At 70.7% G+C, this 18,436-nt stretch carries 20 protein-coding genes and 1 tRNA gene; 6 read left to right on the top strand and 15 right to left on the bottom strand.

What is annotated here, in order from left to right; all coding sequences use genetic code 11:
- Positions 1 to 22: 22 nt before the first annotated feature.
- Together ACIBP6_RS16755 and ACIBP6_RS16750 are read right to left on the bottom strand one after the other, a co-directional pair.
- Positions 23 to 829 carry a serine/threonine-protein kinase gene (locus ACIBP6_RS16755; protein ID WP_397052987.1) on the bottom strand — a complete coding sequence of 269 codons (807 nt, stop codon included), beginning with the start codon at positions 827 to 829 and terminating at the stop codon, positions 23 to 25.
- Between the two features lie 56 nt (positions 830 to 885).
- Entirely contained in the window at positions 886 to 2,127 is a 1,242-nt protein-coding gene (locus tag ACIBP6_RS16750; RefSeq protein WP_397052985.1) for an MFS transporter, read from the bottom strand.
- Positions 2,128 to 2,180: 53 nt separating this feature from the next.
- On the opposite strand from ACIBP6_RS16750, the gene ACIBP6_RS16745 reads away from it, so the two are divergent.
- The gene (locus ACIBP6_RS16745; protein ID WP_397052983.1) at positions 2,181 to 2,777 is read left to right on the top strand and encodes a helix-turn-helix domain-containing protein; all 597 of its coding nucleotides are present in this window, start codon (positions 2,181 to 2,183) and stop codon (positions 2,775 to 2,777) included.
- Positions 2,778 to 2,780: 3 nt separating this feature from the next.
- Here ACIBP6_RS16745 and ACIBP6_RS16740 read toward each other — a convergent pair whose 3' ends face one another.
- From ACIBP6_RS16740 to ACIBP6_RS16725, 4 genes are all read right to left on the bottom strand, one after another.
- Positions 2,781 to 3,404, bottom strand: coding sequence for a DJ-1/PfpI family protein (locus tag ACIBP6_RS16740; protein WP_397052981.1), 624 nt, complete (start codon positions 3,402 to 3,404; stop codon positions 2,781 to 2,783).
- 3 nt (positions 3,405 to 3,407) lie between these two features.
- A complete protein-coding gene (locus tag ACIBP6_RS16735) occupies positions 3,408 to 4,370 on the bottom strand; it encodes a GlxA family transcriptional regulator (RefSeq protein ID WP_397052979.1) in 963 nt (320 codons plus the stop codon).
- 109 nt (positions 4,371 to 4,479) lie between these two features.
- A complete protein-coding gene (gene pruA, locus ACIBP6_RS16730) occupies positions 4,480 to 6,105 on the bottom strand; it encodes an L-glutamate gamma-semialdehyde dehydrogenase (protein ID WP_397052977.1) in 1,626 nt (541 codons plus the stop codon).
- Positions 6,106 to 7,023, bottom strand: coding sequence for a proline dehydrogenase family protein (locus ACIBP6_RS16725; protein ID WP_397052975.1), 918 nt, complete (start codon positions 7,021 to 7,023; stop codon positions 6,106 to 6,108). It lies immediately after the preceding gene.
- Positions 7,024 to 7,098: 75 nt separating this feature from the next.
- On the opposite strand from ACIBP6_RS16725, the gene ACIBP6_RS16720 reads away from it, so the two are divergent.
- Positions 7,099 to 8,160 (top strand): PucR family transcriptional regulator, encoded by a 1,062-nt coding sequence (locus ACIBP6_RS16720; protein WP_132619376.1) that lies wholly within the window; start codon positions 7,099 to 7,101, stop codon positions 8,158 to 8,160.
- 41 nt (positions 8,161 to 8,201) lie between these two features.
- Here the strand turns inward: ACIBP6_RS16720 and ACIBP6_RS16715 are convergent, their stop codons facing one another.
- Together ACIBP6_RS16715 and ACIBP6_RS16710 are read right to left on the bottom strand one after the other, a co-directional pair.
- A complete protein-coding gene (locus ACIBP6_RS16715) occupies positions 8,202 to 9,305 on the bottom strand; it encodes a glycosyltransferase (protein ID WP_132619374.1) in 1,104 nt (367 codons plus the stop codon).
- Positions 9,306 to 9,415: 110 nt separating this feature from the next.
- Positions 9,416 to 11,248 carry a SpoIIE family protein phosphatase gene (locus ACIBP6_RS16710; protein ID WP_397052973.1) on the bottom strand — a complete coding sequence of 611 codons (1,833 nt, stop codon included), beginning with the start codon at positions 11,246 to 11,248 and terminating at the stop codon, positions 9,416 to 9,418.
- Positions 11,249 to 11,306: 58 nt separating this feature from the next.
- On the opposite strand from ACIBP6_RS16710, the gene ACIBP6_RS16705 reads away from it, so the two are divergent.
- On the top strand, positions 11,307 to 12,035 hold the full coding sequence (locus ACIBP6_RS16705) for an ANTAR domain-containing protein (RefSeq protein WP_397052971.1): 729 nt from the start codon (positions 11,307 to 11,309) through the stop codon (positions 12,033 to 12,035).
- Here the strand turns inward: ACIBP6_RS16705 and ACIBP6_RS16700 are convergent.
- Positions 12,025 to 12,384, bottom strand: a complete 360-nt coding sequence (locus tag ACIBP6_RS16700) for an STAS domain-containing protein (protein WP_397053404.1) — start codon at positions 12,382 to 12,384, stop codon at positions 12,025 to 12,027. The two genes, ACIBP6_RS16705 and ACIBP6_RS16700, sit on opposite strands and share 11 nt — an antisense overlap.
- A gap of 175 nt (positions 12,385 to 12,559) precedes the next feature.
- On the opposite strand from ACIBP6_RS16700, the gene ACIBP6_RS16695 reads away from it, so the two are divergent.
- Positions 12,560 to 13,330 (top strand): SigB/SigF/SigG family RNA polymerase sigma factor, encoded by a 771-nt coding sequence (locus ACIBP6_RS16695; RefSeq protein ID WP_132623693.1) that lies wholly within the window; start codon positions 12,560 to 12,562, stop codon positions 13,328 to 13,330.
- Positions 13,331 to 13,346: 16 nt separating this feature from the next.
- Positions 13,347 to 13,763, top strand: coding sequence for an ATP-binding protein (locus tag ACIBP6_RS16690; protein ID WP_397052969.1), 417 nt, complete (start codon positions 13,347 to 13,349; stop codon positions 13,761 to 13,763).
- Positions 13,764 to 13,945: 182 nt separating this feature from the next.
- On the opposite strand, the gene ACIBP6_RS16685 is transcribed toward ACIBP6_RS16690, so the two are convergent.
- The 4 genes from ACIBP6_RS16685 to ACIBP6_RS16670 all read right to left on the bottom strand — a co-directional run bounded on the left by ACIBP6_RS16685 (position 13,946) and on the right by ACIBP6_RS16670 (position 16,055).
- The gene (locus tag ACIBP6_RS16685; protein WP_397052968.1) at positions 13,946 to 14,143 is read right to left on the bottom strand and encodes a hypothetical protein; all 198 of its coding nucleotides are present in this window, start codon (positions 14,141 to 14,143) and stop codon (positions 13,946 to 13,948) included.
- A gap of 6 nt (positions 14,144 to 14,149) precedes the next feature.
- On the bottom strand, positions 14,150 to 14,923 hold the full coding sequence (locus ACIBP6_RS16680) for a hypothetical protein (RefSeq protein WP_397052967.1): 774 nt from the start codon (positions 14,921 to 14,923) through the stop codon (positions 14,150 to 14,152).
- An 89-nt stretch (positions 14,924 to 15,012) separates the two neighbouring features.
- The gene (locus ACIBP6_RS16675) at positions 15,013 to 15,561 is read right to left on the bottom strand and encodes a hypothetical protein (RefSeq protein WP_397052965.1); all 549 of its coding nucleotides are present in this window, start codon (positions 15,559 to 15,561) and stop codon (positions 15,013 to 15,015) included.
- Positions 15,562 to 15,629: 68 nt separating this feature from the next.
- Positions 15,630 to 16,055, bottom strand: coding sequence for a helix-turn-helix domain-containing protein (locus tag ACIBP6_RS16670; protein WP_132623517.1), 426 nt, complete (start codon positions 16,053 to 16,055; stop codon positions 15,630 to 15,632).
- 91 nt (positions 16,056 to 16,146) lie between these two features.
- Between ACIBP6_RS16670 and ACIBP6_RS16665 the strand changes: the two genes are divergently transcribed.
- Positions 16,147 to 16,223: transfer RNA gene (locus tag ACIBP6_RS16665), tRNA-Pro, on the top strand.
- 24 nt (positions 16,224 to 16,247) lie between these two features.
- Here the strand turns inward: ACIBP6_RS16665 and ACIBP6_RS16660 are convergent.
- Both ACIBP6_RS16660 and ACIBP6_RS16655 read right to left on the bottom strand, forming a co-directional pair.
- Positions 16,248 to 16,484, bottom strand: coding sequence for a hypothetical protein (locus tag ACIBP6_RS16660; RefSeq protein ID WP_397052963.1), 237 nt, complete (start codon positions 16,482 to 16,484; stop codon positions 16,248 to 16,250).
- Positions 16,485 to 16,784: 300 nt separating this feature from the next.
- The gene (locus ACIBP6_RS16655; protein ID WP_397052961.1) at positions 16,785 to 18,425 is read right to left on the bottom strand and encodes a hypothetical protein; all 1,641 of its coding nucleotides are present in this window, start codon (positions 18,423 to 18,425) and stop codon (positions 16,785 to 16,787) included.
- Positions 18,426 to 18,436: the final 11 nt, after the last annotated feature.

The raw sequence follows: 18,436 nt of genomic DNA, 5'->3' as shown, positions 1-18,436 counted from the left end.
GGGCGGGCCGGGCCCGCCCCTCTCAGATGGCCGCCTGGTACGCGCTCGCCCGCATGCCCGCCAGCAGTGTCGCCGTCTGCTCCGGCGTGAACCTGCGCACCGGGTCGTGGTGCAGCAGGCCCTCGATGAGCGGACGCATCACCCCGGCCCGACGCGGCGGCGGGTACGGCCCGCTGCGCGCCATGGCGAGCACCGTCGCCGCGTCCTGGCCCGGATAGGGCGGCTGGCCCTCGATGGCGCTGTAGAGCGTGGCGCCGAAGGACCACATGTCGGCCTCCTTGGAGGCCGGCCCCCCGTGCAGCCGCTCGGGGGCCATGAACGCCGGCGTGCCCCGCAGCCGCCGCGACGTCGTCATCCGGATGTCGCCCTCGGCCGTCGCGATGCCGAAGTCCGTGAGCACCACCCGGTCGCCGGTCAGCATGACATTGGCGGGCTTCACGTCACGATGCAGCACGCTCGCCTGGTGGGCGGTACGCAGCGCCGCCAGCAGGTGCTGGCCGATGGCCGCCACCGACTGCGCGGGCAGCGTGCCCACCTGTGAGAGCAGCTGATGCAAGGACAGCCCGTCGAGGTACTCCATGACGATCCAGAGCTTGCCGCCCTCCTCGATCAGGTCGTGCACCGTGATGATGTTGGGATGCGTCAGCCCCGCGGCCATCCGGGCTTCGCGCAGCACCCGGCGGCGCACCATCTCGGCCTCCCCGGCCAAGGTCAGCTCCTTCAGCGCCACCGTACGGTGGAGAAGCTGATCGAAGGCGCGCCAGACGACTCCCATACCCCCACGACCGGCCTCCTCGTGCAGGAGGTACCGTCCGCCGATCTTCCGCATACCATCCCCTCATGCTCGGGGATAATCATGTCACTTCGCCGCGCTTCCGTGCGTGCCTAACGTGATCTGGATATGTCAGCAAGTGTGGGCTCGCTGGTCAGGGTGCCGGAAATTCGATCCGACAGGGCGCGCCACACCAGCGCGACCGCGGCCAGGCACACCACCGTCGCGCCCGTGAGCACCACGCCGATCCCGGCAACCTCGGCCGCGAGACCACCGAGCGCCGCGCCGAGCGGCATCCCGCCCATCCCCATCAGCCGGTACGCCGAGTTGACCCGGCCCAGCAGCTCGGCCGGGATGAGCCGCTGCCGCGTCGAGATCACCAGGACGTTGCCGGCCGCGCCGGTCATCCCCCACAGGACGGCGGTCGGGTAGAGCACCCACGCCGACGGCACGGCCACGGGCGCCAGGAGCAGCAGGCTGGTCGCCAGCCAGGCCCCGAGGAGCGTCCTGACCTCGCCGAACAGGGCGCAGACCCGCGCGGACAGCAGCGAGCCGAGCACCGCTCCGACGGCGAAGGCCGCGGTCATCAGGCCGTACTGGCCCGGTTCCAGCCCCATGCGCGACTCGTCGCCGACCGCCCACAGCACGAACACCGCGAAGTATGCGGAGTTGGCCATGTTGAGCAGGCCGGCCGTGATCGCGAGGCTGCGCAGGATCCGGTGCGACCACAGGTAGCGCAGCGCTTCGGCGATCTCCCGGCGCAGCGGGCGCCGTCCGCCCGCCGGGGCGGCGGGCCGGTAGGCGCCCCGCATGCCGAGCAGCAGCAGGGCCGCGGCGGCGTACAGCACGGCGGGAGCGCCGAAGACGGCGGCGGGCAGGGCCACGACGAGCAGGCCCGCCACAGGGGCGCCGGCGAAGTCGTTGCCGATCATCTGGGCGGTGGACACGCGGCCGTTCGCCTTCGTCAGGTCCTCCCGGGCGACGGTCATGGGCAGGACGGACTGCGCCGTCAGGTCGGCGAAGACCTCGCACACGCCTGCCAGCAGCACGGCGGCGACCAGCAGCCACAGGTTGAGCAGGCCGAGGCAGGCCCCCAGCGCGGCGGCGGCGAGCACGGCGGTCCTGGCCAGGTTCGCGGCGACCATGATCCGGCGCCGGTCGGCGCGGTCGGCGAGCGCGCCCGCGTGCAGGGCCAGCGCCAGCCAGGGCAGCGTGCCCGCGGCGGCCACCAGGGACACGAGGGCGGGCGAGCGTGTCAGGGAGACGGCGAGCAGCGGCGCGCCGATCTTCAGGACGCCGTCGGCCAGGTTGGACGCTCCCGTGGACCACCACAGGTACCCGAACGAACGTCCCACGGGTTCACTCCCAAGCGTGCATAGATTTCTTTGCAAAGATATGCTTGCACACTATGGCGAGCAAGAGCTTCTCCGCCCGGACGCTCGACGCGGACGCCCTGAAGGCGTTCGCCCATCCGCTGCGGCTGCGGATGTACGAGCTGCTCGACGAGCACGGCCCCTCCACCGCCACCCGGCTCGCCGGCCTGCTGGGGCAGAACACCGGCGCGACCAGCTACCACCTGCGTGAGCTGGCCCGGCACGGCATGATCGAGATCGTGCCGGGGATGGGGCGGGGCAAGGAGAAGTACTGGCGCGTCACGCCCGGCGGTTTCTCCTACGGCGAGCCGCCCGCCGGCGACCCCGAGGCGGTGAGCGCGATGGAGCGCCTCCTCGACGACCTCGTGCGGCAGCGAGGCGCGGAGCTGGCCCGCTGGCGGCGCGCGGCGGATCAGGCGCCGCAGGAGTGGCTGGAGGCCGGCGCGTACGGGCGGCGGTCGCTGCGGCTCACCGCGGAGGAGACGGAGCTGATGCGCGACGAGGTGTTCGCGGTGCTGGAACGCTTCCGGGCCGTGTCGGACGGCAGGGACGACGCGGCTCCGGGGGAGGACGTCGCGCACGTGGTCGTGCACTTCGACGTCCTCCCCCTGGGCGCCGTCGCGGAAGGCTGACGGTCAGGTGAGCAGGGCCAGGGCGCGCTCGGCCAGGCCCTCGGGGGCGGTCTTCAGGGAGCCACTGGTGAACGGAGGCTGCGGGTCGTACTCGATGACGAGCTGGACGCTCTGCGCGGTCACCGGGTCGGCCGCCCGCGCCAGCAGGGTCAGCGCCATGTCGATGCCCGCCGACACCCCGGCGGCCGTCACGATCTTGCCGTGCTCGACCACGCGCTCGCTCACCGGCTCTGCCCCGGCGTTTGCCAGGAGGTCGAGCACGGCCCAGTGGGTGGTGGCCTTGGCGCCCGCGAGCAGCCCTGCCGCCCCCAGCAGCAGTGAGCCGCTGCAGACCGAGGTCGTCCAGCGGGTGTGCTCGTGCGCCCGCCGGATCCACCCGACGAGCGCCTCGTCCTCCATGACGTCCAGGGTGCCGAGCCCGCCGGGGACCACGATGACATCCGGCGCCGGCACGTCCGCGAACGAGGCCGTCGCGGCCAGCGTGAGCGAGCCGCGGTCGTCGGTCACCGGCCCCGCCTGCGCGGCGGCGAACGTGACCGTCCAGCCCGGGGCGAAGGCCAGCACGGTGTACGGTCCCACGGCGTCGAGCGCGGTGAACCGGGGATAGAGCGGGATGACGGCGTGCATGGGTCATTTCTCCTTCGACTGGAACCGGCGGCGGTGGTCGCCGGGGGTGATGCGCCAATGTCGCCGGAAGACGCGGTAGAGCGTCTCCGAAGAGCCGAGCCCCGACTCCCTGGCCACGGTGTCCAGCGGCAGGCCGGTCACCTCCAGGAGCCGTCGGGCGGCCTCGGCGCGGCTGCGTTCGACGTACCGGCCGGGTGACATGCCGGTCTGCTCGGTGAAGACGCGTGAGAAGTGGCGCTCGCTCATCCGTGCCCGCGCGGCGAGCGCGGGCACGCTGAGGTCGGCGCCCGGGTTGGCCTCGATGTAGGCCTGCAGCTCCCTGAGCGGCTCGCTGCGCGGCGTCAGGGCCCGCATGGGGGTGCTGAACTGGCTCTGCCCGCCCGGCCGGTGCAGGTAGACGACCAGGCCGCGGGCGACGTTGCGGGCGAGCGCGTGGCCGTGGTCCCTGGCCACCAGCGCCAGCGCCAGGTCCACGCCGGACAGGACGCCGGCGGAGGTCCAGACGTGGCCGTCCTCGATGTAGAGCGGGTCGGCGTCCACCTCGACGCCGGTGTAACGGCGGCTCAGCTCACCGGCGGCCAGCCAGTGCGTGGTCGCCCGGCGGCCCTCCAGCAGGCCCGCCTGGGCCAGCAGGAACGCGCCGTTGCAGACCGAGGCCACCCGCCGGGCGCGCCCGGCCAGCGCCGCGATCCCCGCGACCAGTTCCCGGTCGGCCACGTGCTCCGGCACGGACATGCCGCCGGCCACCATCAGCGTGTCGACCGGCCCGGTGACCTCCGACAGCGCCGACGCGTTGACCGTGACGCCGTTGCCCGCGCTCACCTCGCCCGCGCGCACGGCCACGATCTGCACCCGGTAGCAGTCGCCGGGGGAGAGCAGGGCGACCAGGCCGAACACGTCCGCCGGCCCCGCCATGTCGAGGAGCTGGAAGCCGGGGAAGACGACGATCAGGACGCGTCGTTGCATGCCTTCCATGCTGGTCCCGGGCGGGACATGGCGTCAACGACACGAATCTTGCACATTACGCCAGAAGCCCCCGGGGGCAGGACCCGGGGGCTTCTGGTGACAACGGGCCTCAGCCCATGTGCGGGTAACGGTGGTCGGTCGGCGGCACGAAGATCTCCTTGATCGCGCGGGCGCTCACCCATCGCGTCAGGTTGAAGATCGAGCCGGCCTTGTCGTTGGTGCCCGAGGCGCGCCCGCCGCCGAACGGCTGCTGGCCGACGACCGCGCCGGTGGGCTTGTCGTTGACGTAGAAGTTGCCCGCCGCGAAGCGCAGCCGCTCGGACGCGGCGTTGATCGCGTACCGGTCCTGGGCGATGATCGACCCGGTCAGCGCGTACGGGGCGATGCCCTCCATCTGGTCGAGCACGGCGTCGAAGTCGCCGTCGTCGTAGACGTGCACGCCGAGGATCGGCCCGAAGTACTCCTTGACGAAGATCTCGTCGGTCGGGTCGGCGCACTCCAGGATCGTCGGCTTGACGAAGTAGCCCACGGAGTCGTCGTACGAGCCGGTGAGCACGTCGATGTCCGCCGCGGCGCGCGCCCGGTCGATCGCCTCCTTGTGCTTGGCGAACGCCCGGCCGTCGATGACCGCGCCCATGAACGTCGACAGGTCGGCCGTCACGTCGCCCACGGTCAGCGACTCGGCGGTGGCGACGAAGTCGTCACGCATGCGGTTCCAGACCGAGCGCGGCACGTACGCGCGCGAGGCGGCCGAGCACTTCTGGCCCTGGTACTCGAACGCGCCCCTGATCAGCGCCGTGGACAGCACCGCCGGGTCGGCGGACGGGTGGGCCAGCACGAAGTCCTTGCCGCCGGTCTCGCCGACCAGGCGCGGGTAGCCGTGGTAGGAGGCGATGTTCGCGCCGATCGTGCGCCACAGGTGCTGGAACGTGGCGGTCGAGCCGGTGAAGTGGATGCCGGCCAGCGCCGGGTGGGTCAGCGCCACCTCGGAGATGGCCTGCCCGTTGCCGGTGACCAGGTTGATCACGCCCGGCGGCAGCCCGGCCTCCTCCAGCAGCCGCATGGTGAAGTGCGCGGCGAACTGCTGGGTCGGCGACGGCTTCCAGACGACGACGTTCCCCATCAAGGCCGCCGAGGTCGGCAGATTTCCGGCAATGGCGGTGAAGTTGAACGGCGTGATCGCCAGTACGAAGCCCTCGAGCGGCCGGTACTCCATCCGGTTCCACACGCCCGGCGACGAGTTCGGCTGTTCGGCGTAGAGCCGGCGCGCGTAGGCCACGTTGAAGCGCAGGAAGTCGATGAGCTCGCAGGCCGCGTCGATCTCCGCCTGCTGCGCCGACTTCGACTGGCCCAGCATGGTCGCCGCGTTCAGCGTCGCCCGCCACGGGCCCGACAGCAGGTCGGCCGCCTTCAGGAAGATCGCCGCCCGCTCGTCGAACGGCAGCGCCCGCCAGGCCGGCGCGGCCCGCAGGGCGCTGTCGACGGCGTCCTGCACGTCCCGGGCCGAAGCGTCGTTGGTCCGGCCCAGGACGGAGGCATGGTTGTGCGGCTGCACCACGTCGATGGCGGGCCCGCCACCGAGACGCTGCTCGCCGCCGATGGTCATGGTCAGGTCGATCGACGCCCCGGCCAGCTCCTTGATGCGGTTCTCCAGCGCGGCCCGCTCGGGGCTGCCGGGAGCGTAGCCGTACACGCGCTCGTTCTCGGGCACGGGGACGTTGCTGATGGCATCCATTTACTTACCCCCAAGGGCACGAAGGAAGAAGGCGACGTTGGCCGGGCGCTCCGCCAGGCGGCGCATGAAATAGCCGTACCAGTCGTCGCCGTAGGGGACGTAGACGCGGACCGTGTGGCCGGCCCCGGCGAGGGACTCCTGCAGGTCGGTCCTGATTCCGTAGAGCATCTGGAACTCGTGGTCGCCGATCGTCCGCCCGAACCGGTCGGCGAGCAGCTCGGTGATCGCGATCATGCGATCGTCGTGCGTCGCCACCATGGGGTAACCCTTCCCCGCCATGAGGATCCGCAGGCATCGCACGTACGCCTTGTCCACGGCGGTCCTGCCCTGGTGCGCGACGGAGGCCGGCTCGCGGTAGGCCCCCTTCACCAGCCGGACGCGGGAGCCCTCCGCCGACAGGTCACGGCAGTCGTCCTCGCTGCGGAACAGGTACGCCTGGATGGCCACGCCCGTCGACGGGTGGTCCTCGCGCAGCTTGCGCAGGATGCCCAGCGTGGAGTCGACGGTGGTGTGGTCCTCCATGTCGAGCGTGACGGTGGCGCCCACGGCCGCGGCGGCGGCGCAGATCTCGCGGGCGTGCTCCAGGGCCATGGCGTCGTCGAGCCGCTGCCCGACGGCCGACAACTTCACCGACACCTCGCCCCTGGCGCCCAGCCGCAGCGGCTCGAGCGCCTGCAGCAGCGTGATGTAGGCGTTCGCGGTGGCCTCGGCGGCGCGCGCGTCGCGCGTCTCCTCGCCGAGGTGGTCGACGGTCACGGCGAGCTTGGCGTCACACAGCCGCTCGATGGCGTCGCGGGCCTCCTCGACGCTTTCGCCCGCCACGAATCGGTCCACGACCTTCTTCGTGAGAGGGAAGCCCGACACAGCGCGGCGCACGACGCCGCTGTTGGAAGCGGCGAGCAGCAGTTGACCCAGCATGCTTCAAGTCTAAAAAGCCAGGTCAGAGGGGGCCATCGACGCGCGTAACGCGCAGTGTGGGACGCTGTCATACAAATGCACAATTCCGCCGACCTACAAGAGATCGTCGACGAGATCGCCGCCCGGCTGGGGGCGTCCGCGACGCTGGAGGATCGATCGTTCCGGCTGCTGGCCTACGGCGCGCAGCACGGCGACATCGACACGGTCCGCCAGGAGTCCATCCTGCGCCGGCGCGCCACGGGGGAGGTGCGCGAATACTTCGAACGCTACGGCATCGCCCGGGCGAGCGCCCCCGTCCGCATCCCCGCCGACGCCGAGCTCAAGGTCCTGGCCCGGGTCTGCTGGCCGCTGCGGCACGCCGAGGTCACCTACGGCTACCTGTGGCTGCTCGACTCGGGGGAGCTGACCGACGAACGGCTGCGCTCCGCCGCGCCGCTGGTGGCCACGGCCGCCGCCGCGCTCGCCCAGGAGGCCAGGAGCCGTCAGGACCTCGGGCGCGAGCTGCGCGCGCTGCTGTCCGCCGATCCCGAGGAGCGCGCGAACGCCACCGTCGAGCTGCCCGGCCCGGTCACCGCCATCGCCGTACGCGAGTCCGAGGAGCGCCTGGCCGCCCTCTGGACGCTCCCGCGCGGCGTCCTGGCCCGCCCCGGCTCGCCGGTCGCCCTGCTCAGCCCCGCCCACCTCGCGGCAGAGGTGGCGCAGAGCGTCCAGAGCGCGTACGGCACCGCGGCCGGCGTCGGCGGGCCCAGGGCCGACCCGGCGGACGCCTGGCTGAGCTGGCGCGAGGCCCGCCAGGCGCTGCGCATCGCCGAGCACTTCCCCCGTCACGCGCCGGTCGCGCGCTGGGAGGACCTGGGCGTGCACCGCCTGCTGGCCCGGCTCGGCCAGGCCGACCTGCGCGAGCTGGCCGCCGGCACCGCGGCGCTCGACGCCGAGCTGGCCCAGACCCTGGAGATCTACCTCGACCGCGGCGGCCACGTCCAGCGGACCGCCGCGGAGCTCGGCATCCACCGTCAGACGCTCTACTACCGGCTGGGCAAGGCCGAGCGCCTCACCCACCGCGACCTGGGCGACGGCGACGACCGCCTGGCCCTGCACCTGGGTCTCAAGGCCGCCCGGCTGCTCCCCGGCACGTGAGGAGGGGCCCGGCGTCCGGGCCCCTCCTACGTCGGATCTCGTCAGGCGCAGGCCGCCTCGTAGACCCGGACCAGCTCCTGGCTGACCCGCTCCCACGAGTAGCGCGAGCGCGCCCGGTCCGCGGCCGCGTACCCGAGCGCCGTCCGCAGCGTCGGGTCGGTGAGCAGTTCGCGGGCCATCCGCGCGGTACGGGCCGGCCGGTCCGGCGGCACCAGCAGCCCGGTGACCCCGTCGACGATCGAGTCGAGGTGCGCGCCCACGGCCGAGGCGATCACCGGCACGCCGCACGCCATCGCCTCCAGCGCGACGATCCCCGTCACGGCCTCGCGCGGCACCGACACCACGGCGTCCGCGCTGCGCATCAGTTTCGGCACCGCCGAGCGCTTGACCTGGCCCAGCAGCGTCACCCGGTCGGCCACGCCGAGCTGCTCGGCCAGCGCGCGCAGGCGGCGCGCGTCCCGGTCCTGCTCCAGCTGTTCTGGCTCAGGACCGCCCGCGATGACCAGCTCGACGTCGCCCAGCCCCTGCAGGGCCCGCACGATGGTGTGGGCGCCGCGTTCGATCGACAGCGGGCCCACGTGCAGCAGGCGCCTGCGGTTGCCCTTCGAGGCCACCGCGCCCCGGCGCTGGAAACGCTCGGTGTCCACGCCGTACGGCACGATCGCGATGTTGTTGCGCGGCACCCCCAGGCGGATCAGGGCCGACTCCTCGTCGCCCGAGCCCGCGATCACCGCGTTGGCCCGGCGGCCGAGCGCCCGTTCCACCTCGATGTGGGTGGCGTCAACCGTGTGGAACGTCTGGGTGACCGGCACCCCCAGGCCCTTCGCGCCCGCCACGGCGGCCAGTCCGCCCGTCCACGAGTGCGCGTGGATCACGTCCGGCCGGTGCTGGCTCCACCGCCGCATCAGATGGTCGCCGACGTCGTTCAGGTACGGCGCCACGTCGTCGGGCGTCAGCTCCAGGGCCGGCCCCACGTCGATGTGCTCCAGTGTGACCCCCGGGGCCACCCGCGTCTTGGGCTTGTCCTCGGCGTTGTCACGGCGGGAGTAGATGGTGACGTGGTGCTCGCGCCCCAGCTCCCGTGCGACGGACAGGATCCGCTGGCGCTGCTTGCCGTTGGCGGAAGCGACGATCGCAATGTTCATGGCACACCTCTGCAGCGTGAAAAAGCCTGAAGGGTGTGCCTGCGTCTTAGGCACGTCGTACTACGCCTTTGACCATACCCAGGTTCGACTGATTCGCAAACCCTTGCGGATCAGACGCCGCGCAGGGCGAACACCACGATCTCGTCCCAGACCTGGCCGCCCGAGAACGCGTGCCGGTCCGCCTCCACCGCCTTGACCACGGTGGACGGTGCCTGGCCCGCGCACCGGCTGAGCGCGTCGGCCAGCCGTTCCTCGCCGTACGGCTCGCCGCGTTCGTTCCTGGAGGAGATGAGCCCCTCCGAGTAGAGCACCAGCGTCTCGCCGGGGGCCACCGTCAGCGCCTCCACGCCGGTCTCGGCCTCGGGGGAGATGCCCAGCGGCACGCCGCCGCCCACGGCGAAGCGCACGCCGCCGTCGGGCTGCAGCAGCGCGGCGGGGTGGTGGCCGGCCGACGACAGGCGGATCCCGCGGCCCTTCACGAACCCGGCCACCGCCATCACGAACATGCCGGTGCCCTGCGCCACCAGGGCCTCGTTCACCTTGCGCATCACCAGGTCGGGGTCGGTCTCCCAGACGCTGAGCACCCGCAGCCCGCCGCGCACCATGGCGCTGACGGAGGCCGCCTCCTCGCCCTTGCCCGCCGCGCCGCCCAGCGCGAACCCCCACCCGCCCGAGACCGGGAACACGTCGTAGAACTCGGCCCCCACCGACGAGCCCGGATGGTAGACCGCCGCCGCCTCGTAGCCCGGCACGTCGGGCAGGTTGCGCGGCGCGACGCTCGCCGACAGCGACTCCGCCGCCCGCGAACGGCTCTGGAAGCTCGTCTGCGCCCGCACCGCCAGCCCGAGCTGCAGGCCCACCTCCTGCATCACCGCCAGGTCCGCCAGCGCGTACGGCTGCTTGTCGTGCGAGCGCACCAGCGTCAGCACGCCGTCCCCGCGGCCGATCGGGACGCTCAGCAGCGAGCCCGCGCCCATCGCCGTCAGCACCGGGCCGTCGGCGCAGAAGCCGAGCAGCGTCTCGTCGTCCACCATCTCCTGCACCACGCCGGAGCCGCGCTCCAGCACCTGCCCGACCACCTGGCTGCCCGCCGGGTCGGCGGACTCGACCTGCCGCACCAGGTCGCCCAGCGGGTGGTTCTTGGGCGCCATGACGACGGAACGGCGCGGCACCCCGTCACGTATGACGTCGGCGATCACCCAGTCCGCCCACTCGGCGGCCAGCAGCCGCGTCGCGCGGTGCAGCGCGACGGGGCGCAGCAGCGCCTCCTCGTCCAGCAGCAGCGCGGCCATCTTGGCCAGCAGGTCCTGCCGCCGGGCCGCGGCCAGCAGCAGCGCGCCGTCGGACTGCTCGGGCCGGAGCGTGCCCGGCTCGGGCAACTGCACCTCGGTCGGCAGCGCCACCGCCGCCACCATCTGCTGCGGCTCGCCCGGCATCGTCAGCCGGGTCAACGCGAGCTGCACGACGTGGGCGCGCCCCTGGTGCGCCAGCCTCGTCTCGAACGCCGACGGCTGCCCCGTCTGCAGCACCGACGTCAGGTGCGAGCGGAACGCCGCCCGCCGCGACACGTCCACCAGCAGCGGGAACGACCGGCCCACCAGGTAGCCGTCCGGGCTGCCCAGCATGCGGGAGGTCTCGGGGTTGATCCGCCGGACGACGCCGCCGCCGTCGAGCACGACGACGGGCACGGGGAACGCGCGGAACACCTGGCGCAGCAGCTTCAGCTCGCGTTGCGCGCCGTCCTTCTTGCCGCCCGCGCGCTTGGGGGCCTTGCGCAGCGCCTCGCGTGCCTCGGCCAGCAGCTCGGCGGCCGTGTCGAGCTCGGCGAGCGAGGCGTCGAGGATAGGCGCAAGGTCACCGGGGTAGGCGGTCCTCGCCTCGCGCAACGAGGACACGCGCCCGGCGAGCGCGTCCAGCGCGTGTTCGAGGTCCGGCATCGTCATGGTCTGACGCTACGCCACTCGGGATAATGCTAGCCATAAGGGGTAGAAGCTTCTTGCTATGGAATCGACCGCGATGATCACTCCTGGGCTGGCGCGTGACCTGGCCGCACTCGGCCGGCTGGGAGAGGACACCTCGACCGAGAGCGTCCTGCGCGGCCTGACCACGGCACTCACCGCGGGGGTCCCGGGATGTTCGGGAGCCTCCGCCGAACACTGGCGTGAGCACCGCGTGCTGGTCTCCGGCTCCCACAGCGAGCTGATCATGCTCGTCGAAGGCGAACGCGAGCTCGGGGAGGGCCCGTCCATCGAGGCCCGGCAGAGCGGCGGCCGCGCCACCGTGACCGACGTGCTCAAAGAGACGCGCTGGCCCCGCTACGACGCCCTCGCGACCCGCTGGGGCGTGCGCTCGGCGCTGGTGGTGCCCATCGAGGTGCCGCCCGCCCTGCTCGTCGTCGGCCTCTATTCCGTACGGCCCGGGGCGTTCTCCCCGCAGGGCGCCCACGCGCTCGCCGACATGCTGGCCGAGCAGGTCGGCGTGGCCATGTCGAACATGTGGGAGTTCGAGGAGGTGCGCACCGACGCCGCCCAGCTGCAGGAGGCCCTCGCCGGCCGGTCGGTCATCGACCAGGCCAAGGGCATCATCATGCAGACCAGCGGATGCACCGCCGAGGCCGCCTTCGACGAGCTGCGCCGGATCTCCCAGCATCACCAGGTCAAGGTGGCCGACCTGGCCAGGAGACTCGTCGACGAGCACCAGCGCAAGTCGGCGCGTCGCCCTAGCTCTTGAGTGCGGCGAGCGCGTCGCCCAGGGTGTCGTAGATCGGCAGCCGCTGCGCCAGCCCCGTGATCCACATCACCTTGGACTTGGTGTACTCGACCCCGATGAGCGCGAACTTGGCCCCCGAGGTGAGACTCGTCTGCCAGTGGTGCACGATCAGGCCCAGCGCGCGCGAGTCCATGAACGTCACCCCGGCGAGGTCGAGGATCAGGTCGGCGCCAGCCATCGCCAGGTAGTCGGCGAACTGCTCCCGAGTCGTGGCGTCGAGCACGCCGTCGACACGGATCACCGTGATCTCGTCCACGGTCGACGACGTGAGGCGCAGGGCCGCGAGGGGCCCCTCACCGTTCTCCGGCATTGTCACGGAGCAACCCTACTGTCACCGCACGACCGAGGAATACTTCCCGCGGGAGGGGGGACACTGGATCCGAGGTCCAGCAGAGGGCTTTGGTCTCGAGAGTAGAGCGAGGCGTGCCTCTGCCTGGGCTTTTTCGCTTGGGGAGGCCGCCTGCGAATCCATATGAGGAGCAGCGATGGCTGTGCAGGAATACATCCTCGAGGACATGACCGCGGAAGAACTCCTGGCCGAGATGGTCAAGGAGGAGACCCCCGACAGCCTGAAGGAACGCCTGCGCGAGCGCATCGTCGAGATGCACAGGCCGCTCGCCATGGAGATCGCCCGACGCTACCGCTACCGCGGCGAACCATTGGAGGACCTCCTCCAGGCCGCGTATGTTGGCCTGATGAAAGCCGTCAACGGCTTCGACCCGACCCTCGGCCACGCGTTCAGGGGCTACGCGGTCGTGACGATGACCGGCGAGGTCAAGCGGCACTTCCGCGACCGCACCTGGGCCATCCGGGTGCCCCGTCTCTACCAGGAACGCCGCTCGGAGCTCAACAGGCTGGTCGCCGACCTCAGCCAGGATCTCGGCAGGTCCCCGACCGTGGCGGAGCTGGCCGCCAAGATGAACATCAGCGAAGAGGACGTCCTGCTCACGCTCGACGCCTCGGCCGCGTACAGCACCCTGTCACTCGACGCGCCGCTCGGCACCGACGACGACGCGGCCTCGCTCGGCGACGTCATCCCCGAGGACGACGACACGCTGAGCACCATGGTCGACCGGGAGGCCGTCAAACCGCTCATCGACGCGCTCCCGTCCCGCGAGAAGCACATCCTCCTGCTGCGCTTCTTCGGCAACATGACGCAGGCCGAGATCGCGGCCGAGTTCGGAATCTCACAGATGCATGTGTCACGCATCCTTCGCAAAGTTCTCGACCAGCTACGCTCCGAGCTGGTCGGCTGACGAGGACGGTCGCCGGGTGAACGAAGGCGCAGAGCCTGAGGCGGGCCTCGTGAGCCCGCCACCCGGCGCGCCCGTGAAACAGCTCCGCTTCGCGCTGCCGGACCTGCCGCGGGTCCGGCAGTTCGCCGAGACCGAGGCCCGCCAGGCCGGCATGCCCGAGGACGCGATCGGCGACTTCGTCATCGCCGTCAACGAGGTGGCCACCAACGCCGTCACCCACGGCGCCGATACGGCGTCCATGCGGACGTGGACCAGCAGCGGGGACCTGGTCGTCGAGGTGCACGACGGCGGCGTGTGGAAGCCGGGGCCGATGCCGGGGGCCGTGGGCGGGATGGGGTTGTGGGTCGCCCGCCTGCTGTCGTCCGACCTGACGCTGCGGGTCGGCCTTCAGGGCAGCACGGTCGTCATGCGCTTCCCCGGCAAGGACGGCTGACTCCTCCGCTTTCGTGAGCCTCGTCGGTGGCCGCCGGCGCGCGCCCTGTCAGCGGACGCCGCGCCGGCGGCTTCACTCAACCGTCCGAGTCCCCGGTTTTGGGTCCCCGGTTTTGGGTCCCCGGTTTTGGGTCCCCGGTTTTGGGTCCCCGGCTTCGGGTCCCCGGCTTCGGTCCACCGGCGTTACCGGCGGGCTCTGCCGCGCCAGTTGCCGGACCCCGTGCGGATGCTCGCCGTGCCGACGCCTGCCTGGTGCAGGGCCAGCAGTGCCAGCCCCAGCAGGGCGAACGTCATGCCGGAGAACCCGCCGGGAATCGACGCGCCTACGAGATCGAGCAGGAAGCCGAGCCCGAAGATGATCGCTGCGACGATCGCGAGCATGTCATGTCACCTCGTTTCCTGACTCTGATACTGACTGGGGGACTTGCTGGACAGGGCGAGCAGCCGCTCCAGGACGCTCCGGTACTCGCGGAACGCCTGCCGCAACTCCTCGGTGTCGGCGCTCCCGGCGTCCTTCCACCGGCCGCGCAGGGCGTCCGTTCGGCTGGTCAGCGTGCTGGTGAGGGACTCCACCACCTCTTCCACCAGCCCGTCCGCCCGCTGGACCGCCTCGCCCGGGTCGTCCACGAAGGACGCCTGCACGTCGCGCCAGCGCGCCTGCACCTCGGTCGGATCCTGGTCGAACAGGAAGATCTCGTCGGGCGCGGCGTGCGCCGGCGCCGCCTCACCGGCGGGCCGGCCGTCCCCCGGCTCGGCCGGCAGGTCGCCGTCCGTCCGGGCGTACGGATCCCGGTAGGCCGGGTCCTCGAGGATGTCCGCCTCGACGGCCGTCGCGGGGATCCCGGGAGCCGGCGTGACGGCGCCGGGGACGGCGGCCGCGTACTCGTCGTCGTGCCGCGGGCTCCGGGCGGCCGGGTCACCGGTGTACCCCGGATCGCGCCCGTCCTCGCCTGCCGTTGCGTGGTCCGTCCCGCGGCGGGGTTCCTCGTCGTCGTCGGCGAGGTCGTTCCGCCGCTCCGCGCCGGACTCGTGCGTGACGTCGCCGGCCGCGCCGACGCCGTCCCTGGCGTCCGGGTCCCGGCCCGTCACGTCCGCGTCGCCGTGATCCCGGACGGTCGCGTCCGCGTCGGTGCGGTCGCTGTCGGTGTCGGTGTGATCCATGGGGGACCGATCCCTGTCCGTGCCGTCACGGGCCTCGGTCTGGTCTCTGCGTTGCGACGGCACTTTGAGCTCGTCGCCTGTCATATCGTTCACCGTCCTCGGGGGGTCTCTTCCAGCAGCTCCTCGAACAGCGCGCGGTAGTGCACCATGGCCTGCCGGAGGTCCTCCGTGGAGGCCTCCTTCCTGGCCGCCCGGCCGCTGATCTCGTGAGCCGCTCTGTAGTGGTCGAGCGTCGCCGCGTGCCCCACCGACAGGTCGGACAGCCGCTGCTCGAAGTTCTCCGTCGGGTAACCGCGTTCGGCCATGACGGCCGTGACCAGCTGGTCGGCCTCTGTCACCGCGAACGCCGGTGCGTCGACGAAGCGTTCCTGGACCTCGGTCCAGCGATTGGCGTACGTGTCGCGTGCCTCTTCGGGGAGAGGACGGATGTCCAGCTCCGCGTGCCGCTGCTCGCGATCGAGCAGCTCCTGCTCCGCCTCACGGCGGTTGTCGCGCTCGGCTACCACGCGTTCGTACTCGGGGCCGAAGCGTTCGCGCAGATGGGAGCGGCGCTTGTTCTGCTGCAGCATGAAATAGCCCACTGCGGCGAGCGCCACCACCACGACCACGACGACGGCCACCCATGCCCAGGTGGTCATGATTTTCGCCTCCGGTCTCTGTGTTGAGACCAGCGACTGCCCTCGTACAGCCAGGTAAAACTTGTGTATCAGCCGCCTTCTATGCCTTTTCGCGCTGCTGCGAGCACCTTTGCGACATGTGAGCCCTCTGGGGGAGCGGGGGCCTCACTGAACCCCTCCGCGGGGTCGTACCGGACGTCGAGCCCGGAGTCCACCAGCCGCTGCGCCCACCGCAGCGCGGTGTTCAGCCTCTCGGCCGCCGGCGGCTTGCCCTGCGCCGCCGCCGACAGGTTCCGCAGATTGGTGGCCGGCCCCGACTGGCTGTGCGCACGGGCCAGCTTCCATGGGACGGCGGCGCTGTGGTCGAGCATCGGCTTGACCAGTCCGGCGGCCCGTTTCGCCTGCAACACCCCGGACTCGCTCACCCCGAAATGAGCGGCCAGATCCTGCACGCTCATGCCCTCGGCGACGAGCCTGGCCAGTTCCTCACGATCGATGGTCGCCTTCCGCCCCACCCCGGCCGCCTCCCGCTTTCCGTGTACGCGCGCACCTCCGATGTGCGCTAAGGTTATGACGTCCCGCCCCGCAGGGGGCGATCGACACAACCGGGACGTAGCGCAGCTTGGTAGCGCACTTGACTGGGGGTCAAGGGGTCGCAGGTTCAAATCCTGTCGTCCCGACCAGATCGACGCTGGTCGAGCAGGGTGTCACTCGCTAGGGTGACACCCTTTCGCATGGGTGAGTGACCGGGCGAAGAGCGTGTCCATCGCCGCCGCTCCTGGCCGGAAAACGCGCCAGATCTGCTTGCGGTAGACGGCTTCGGCGACCGCCGTCCCGCTGTGGCCGACGAGCCGGGCGATGTCCTCCAGGGGGACGCCGGATTCGGACAGCAGCGAGACGAAGCTGTGCCGCATCCCCCGAGGGTCCAGGAGTACAACGGGCATCCCGGCATTTTGGTGATCTCCGGGAACGCTCGTCTGCCATTGTGGGCGTCGAGCGGTGTGCCGACGAGTGAGCCGAAGACAAGCCCGTGAGCCTGCCACTTGTCGCCAGCCGCCTTCTTGTCCTTCCGCCGGTGCGCCTTAAGCGCTCTCTTCCGCCGAAAGCGCCTCAGCCGCTCCAGATCCTGGTCCGTTCCGGAAGGTTCACGGATAGTTCGCCGAGCTTGGTTGTCCCTTGAGAAGTGGGAGCAGCCGAGTGTCCAGCTGGCCGTACTCCTTGGAGGCCAAACGCAGCACTGTAAATCAGAGCGGAGTGATGGTGGGCTCGGTGAAATGCGCTACCACCTGCGAATCATCCATGGAGTACGCGAAAAGAGCGAGCCTGCAAGGCGACCCGAGGCGAGGATTGCGACTGACCATAATTTTCGACGCGGTCGGCATAAATTCCTGGCCGTCCAGGCTGAAAAGCGTGCCGATGACGTGCCGGTTCTTGACGCGGATCTTGAGGTGTAGGACATCACCGAAGAAGGGCGTTGCCTGGGCCGAAAACATACGGTCGACCCCAATGCTGCCGCTCACCCTACCGACCTTCCGTCCGTCTGCCTCGATTTGCATCGCGACGCCAGAGAGACTGTTGTTCTCACTGCTGACTATCCCGATCCCAACATGGCGAGGAGATCTAGTGATGCCCACGTTGCCGAAGTCGGCCGCCACCGGGCCACCGAAGTCGACCGTCACCTGAGTGGTGGCTTCGAAGCTGTCAGGAACGTCGCGGTGGGTCACTGGGAAACCGATCGGGAACGAGCGGCCATCGGCCGTCAGCGTGAGGTCATCCACTGGAGGGCCAACAGCAGCGGGGTTCTTCTGCGGCAGCGCCAACGCGACCGTGGACGGGTAGATTTTCGACTGGCTCGCGGCGAACTGTGCGGGCATGACTGCCGACGTGGGATCGTTGATCGCCCTGCTGGCGCACTGCGACACCAGGTCGAGATCGTCCTGAGTATTTACCAGGGCTTGCCATATTTGTTCCAGAGCGACCTCGCCGGTCCAGTCGTACTCCTCCGCGTGGTCGTTCACCCAGTTGTACCCGTTGAGTTTGTCGAGCAGGTCAGAACGCTCATGCGCGCAGAACAGCAGGACATCCTGTGCGTGCTGAAGCTGTGCGGCGTTCGGCGGCGTCGGCCCTTCCGCGATGGTCAGTGGCGAAAGCGTCCACTCGTATGGCACGGCGTTCTCCTCGGCCTCATCGCGCATAGCCTTCTGCCAATCGTTCGCGTGGTCGAGTAGCTCTTCGGGATCGAACGGATCGTCGATGTCCAGCTCGGGTCCTCCCTCGGTGTAGAGGGTGAAGTGCGCCCGCGCGTTATGTTTCTCGATAGAGCTCGTGAACGTGGTCTTGGCCTCCGCTGAGAAAGCTCCGTACGAACCTTGGAGCTCCGCCTCCAGTTCCGTGGCTTCGCGGGCGTCCTGCACCTCGAGCCGTAGAACGCCGACGAAGATGCCACCGCGGCTGCACGCCCGGCAGAACATGTCGCCGTACCTCGCGCTGAACACGTCCGGGCGGGCGTTCACCTCTTTCGCCGGGTCAGTGAGCACCGCATGGTCGATGCTCAGGTCGGCCAAGCGCACGACGGACGTGACGGCCATGAACAGGCAGGCTGACTGAACTTTGGTTTCGTTTACGAAGCCGAAGCGCGCCGAAGCGCCCGCGCCGAAGGTGGCACACCCGGCCGATGCCTCGACGTCGATCCCAAGTTTCTTCTGCAGGTCTTCGCTCGTTTTGATCCGAGTGACGTCGAAGGACATCCGGATGCCTCCCGCTTGTGTGGGAGGCGATGGCTTCGCGACTACCGCCTGGTTCATCGCCGTTCCCGAGAGCCGGTCAACCCCGACTCCGAAGTCGTAGCTTGCAATGTGCGGAAGTCTGATCGCGAGCAGGCCCATCGTCCGGCCCC

It is taken from the genome of Nonomuraea terrae (assembly GCF_044465245.1).
Lineage (GTDB): Bacteria > Actinomycetota > Actinomycetes > Streptosporangiales > Streptosporangiaceae > Nonomuraea > Nonomuraea terrae.
Note: the sequence above shows the minus strand (reverse complement) of the source record. Positions and strands in the feature narration are given on the sequence as shown.

Bases quoted from the DNA above. Each gene is read 5' to 3' on its own strand.
- ACIBP6_RS16755 (WP_397052987.1), bottom strand. From the start codon at position 829: ATGCGGAAGATCGGCGGACGGTACCTCCTGCACGAGGAGGCCGGTCGT.
- ACIBP6_RS16745 (WP_397052983.1), top strand. From the start codon at position 2,181: ATGGCGAGCAAGAGCTTCTCCGCCCGGACGCTCGACGCGGACGCCCTG.
- ACIBP6_RS16740 (WP_397052981.1), bottom strand. From the start codon at position 3,404: ATGCACGCCGTCATCCCGCTCTATCCCCGGTTCACCGCGCTCGACGCC.
- ACIBP6_RS16735 (WP_397052979.1), bottom strand. From the start codon at position 4,370: ATGCAACGACGCGTCCTGATCGTCGTCTTCCCCGGCTTCCAGCTCCTC.
- pruA (WP_397052977.1), bottom strand. From the start codon at position 6,105: ATGGATGCCATCAGCAACGTCCCCGTGCCCGAGAACGAGCGCGTGTAC.
- ACIBP6_RS16725 (WP_397052975.1), bottom strand. From the start codon at position 7,023: ATGCTGGGTCAACTGCTGCTCGCCGCTTCCAACAGCGGCGTCGTGCGC.
- ACIBP6_RS16720 (WP_132619376.1), top strand. From the start codon at position 7,099: ATGCACAATTCCGCCGACCTACAAGAGATCGTCGACGAGATCGCCGCC.
- ACIBP6_RS16715 (WP_132619374.1), bottom strand. From the start codon at position 9,305: ATGAACATTGCGATCGTCGCTTCCGCCAACGGCAAGCAGCGCCAGCGG.
- ACIBP6_RS16710 (WP_397052973.1), bottom strand. From the start codon at position 11,248: ATGACGATGCCGGACCTCGAACACGCGCTGGACGCGCTCGCCGGGCGC.
- ACIBP6_RS16705 (WP_397052971.1), top strand. From the start codon at position 11,307: ATGGAATCGACCGCGATGATCACTCCTGGGCTGGCGCGTGACCTGGCC.
- ACIBP6_RS16700 (WP_397053404.1), bottom strand. From the start codon at position 12,384: ATGCCGGAGAACGGTGAGGGGCCCCTCGCGGCCCTGCGCCTCACGTCG.
- ACIBP6_RS16695 (WP_132623693.1), top strand. From the start codon at position 12,560: ATGGCTGTGCAGGAATACATCCTCGAGGACATGACCGCGGAAGAACTC.
- ACIBP6_RS16685 (WP_397052968.1), bottom strand. From the start codon at position 14,143: ATGCTCGCGATCGTCGCAGCGATCATCTTCGGGCTCGGCTTCCTGCTC.
- ACIBP6_RS16680 (WP_397052967.1), bottom strand. From the start codon at position 14,923: ATGGATCACACCGACACCGACAGCGACCGCACCGACGCGGACGCGACC.
- ACIBP6_RS16675 (WP_397052965.1), bottom strand. From the start codon at position 15,561: ATGACCACCTGGGCATGGGTGGCCGTCGTCGTGGTCGTGGTGGTGGCG.
- ACIBP6_RS16660 (WP_397052963.1), bottom strand. From the start codon at position 16,484: ATGCCCGTTGTACTCCTGGACCCTCGGGGGATGCGGCACAGCTTCGTC.
- ACIBP6_RS16655 (WP_397052961.1), bottom strand. From the start codon at position 18,425: ATGGGCCTGCTCGCGATCAGACTTCCGCACATTGCAAGCTACGACTTC.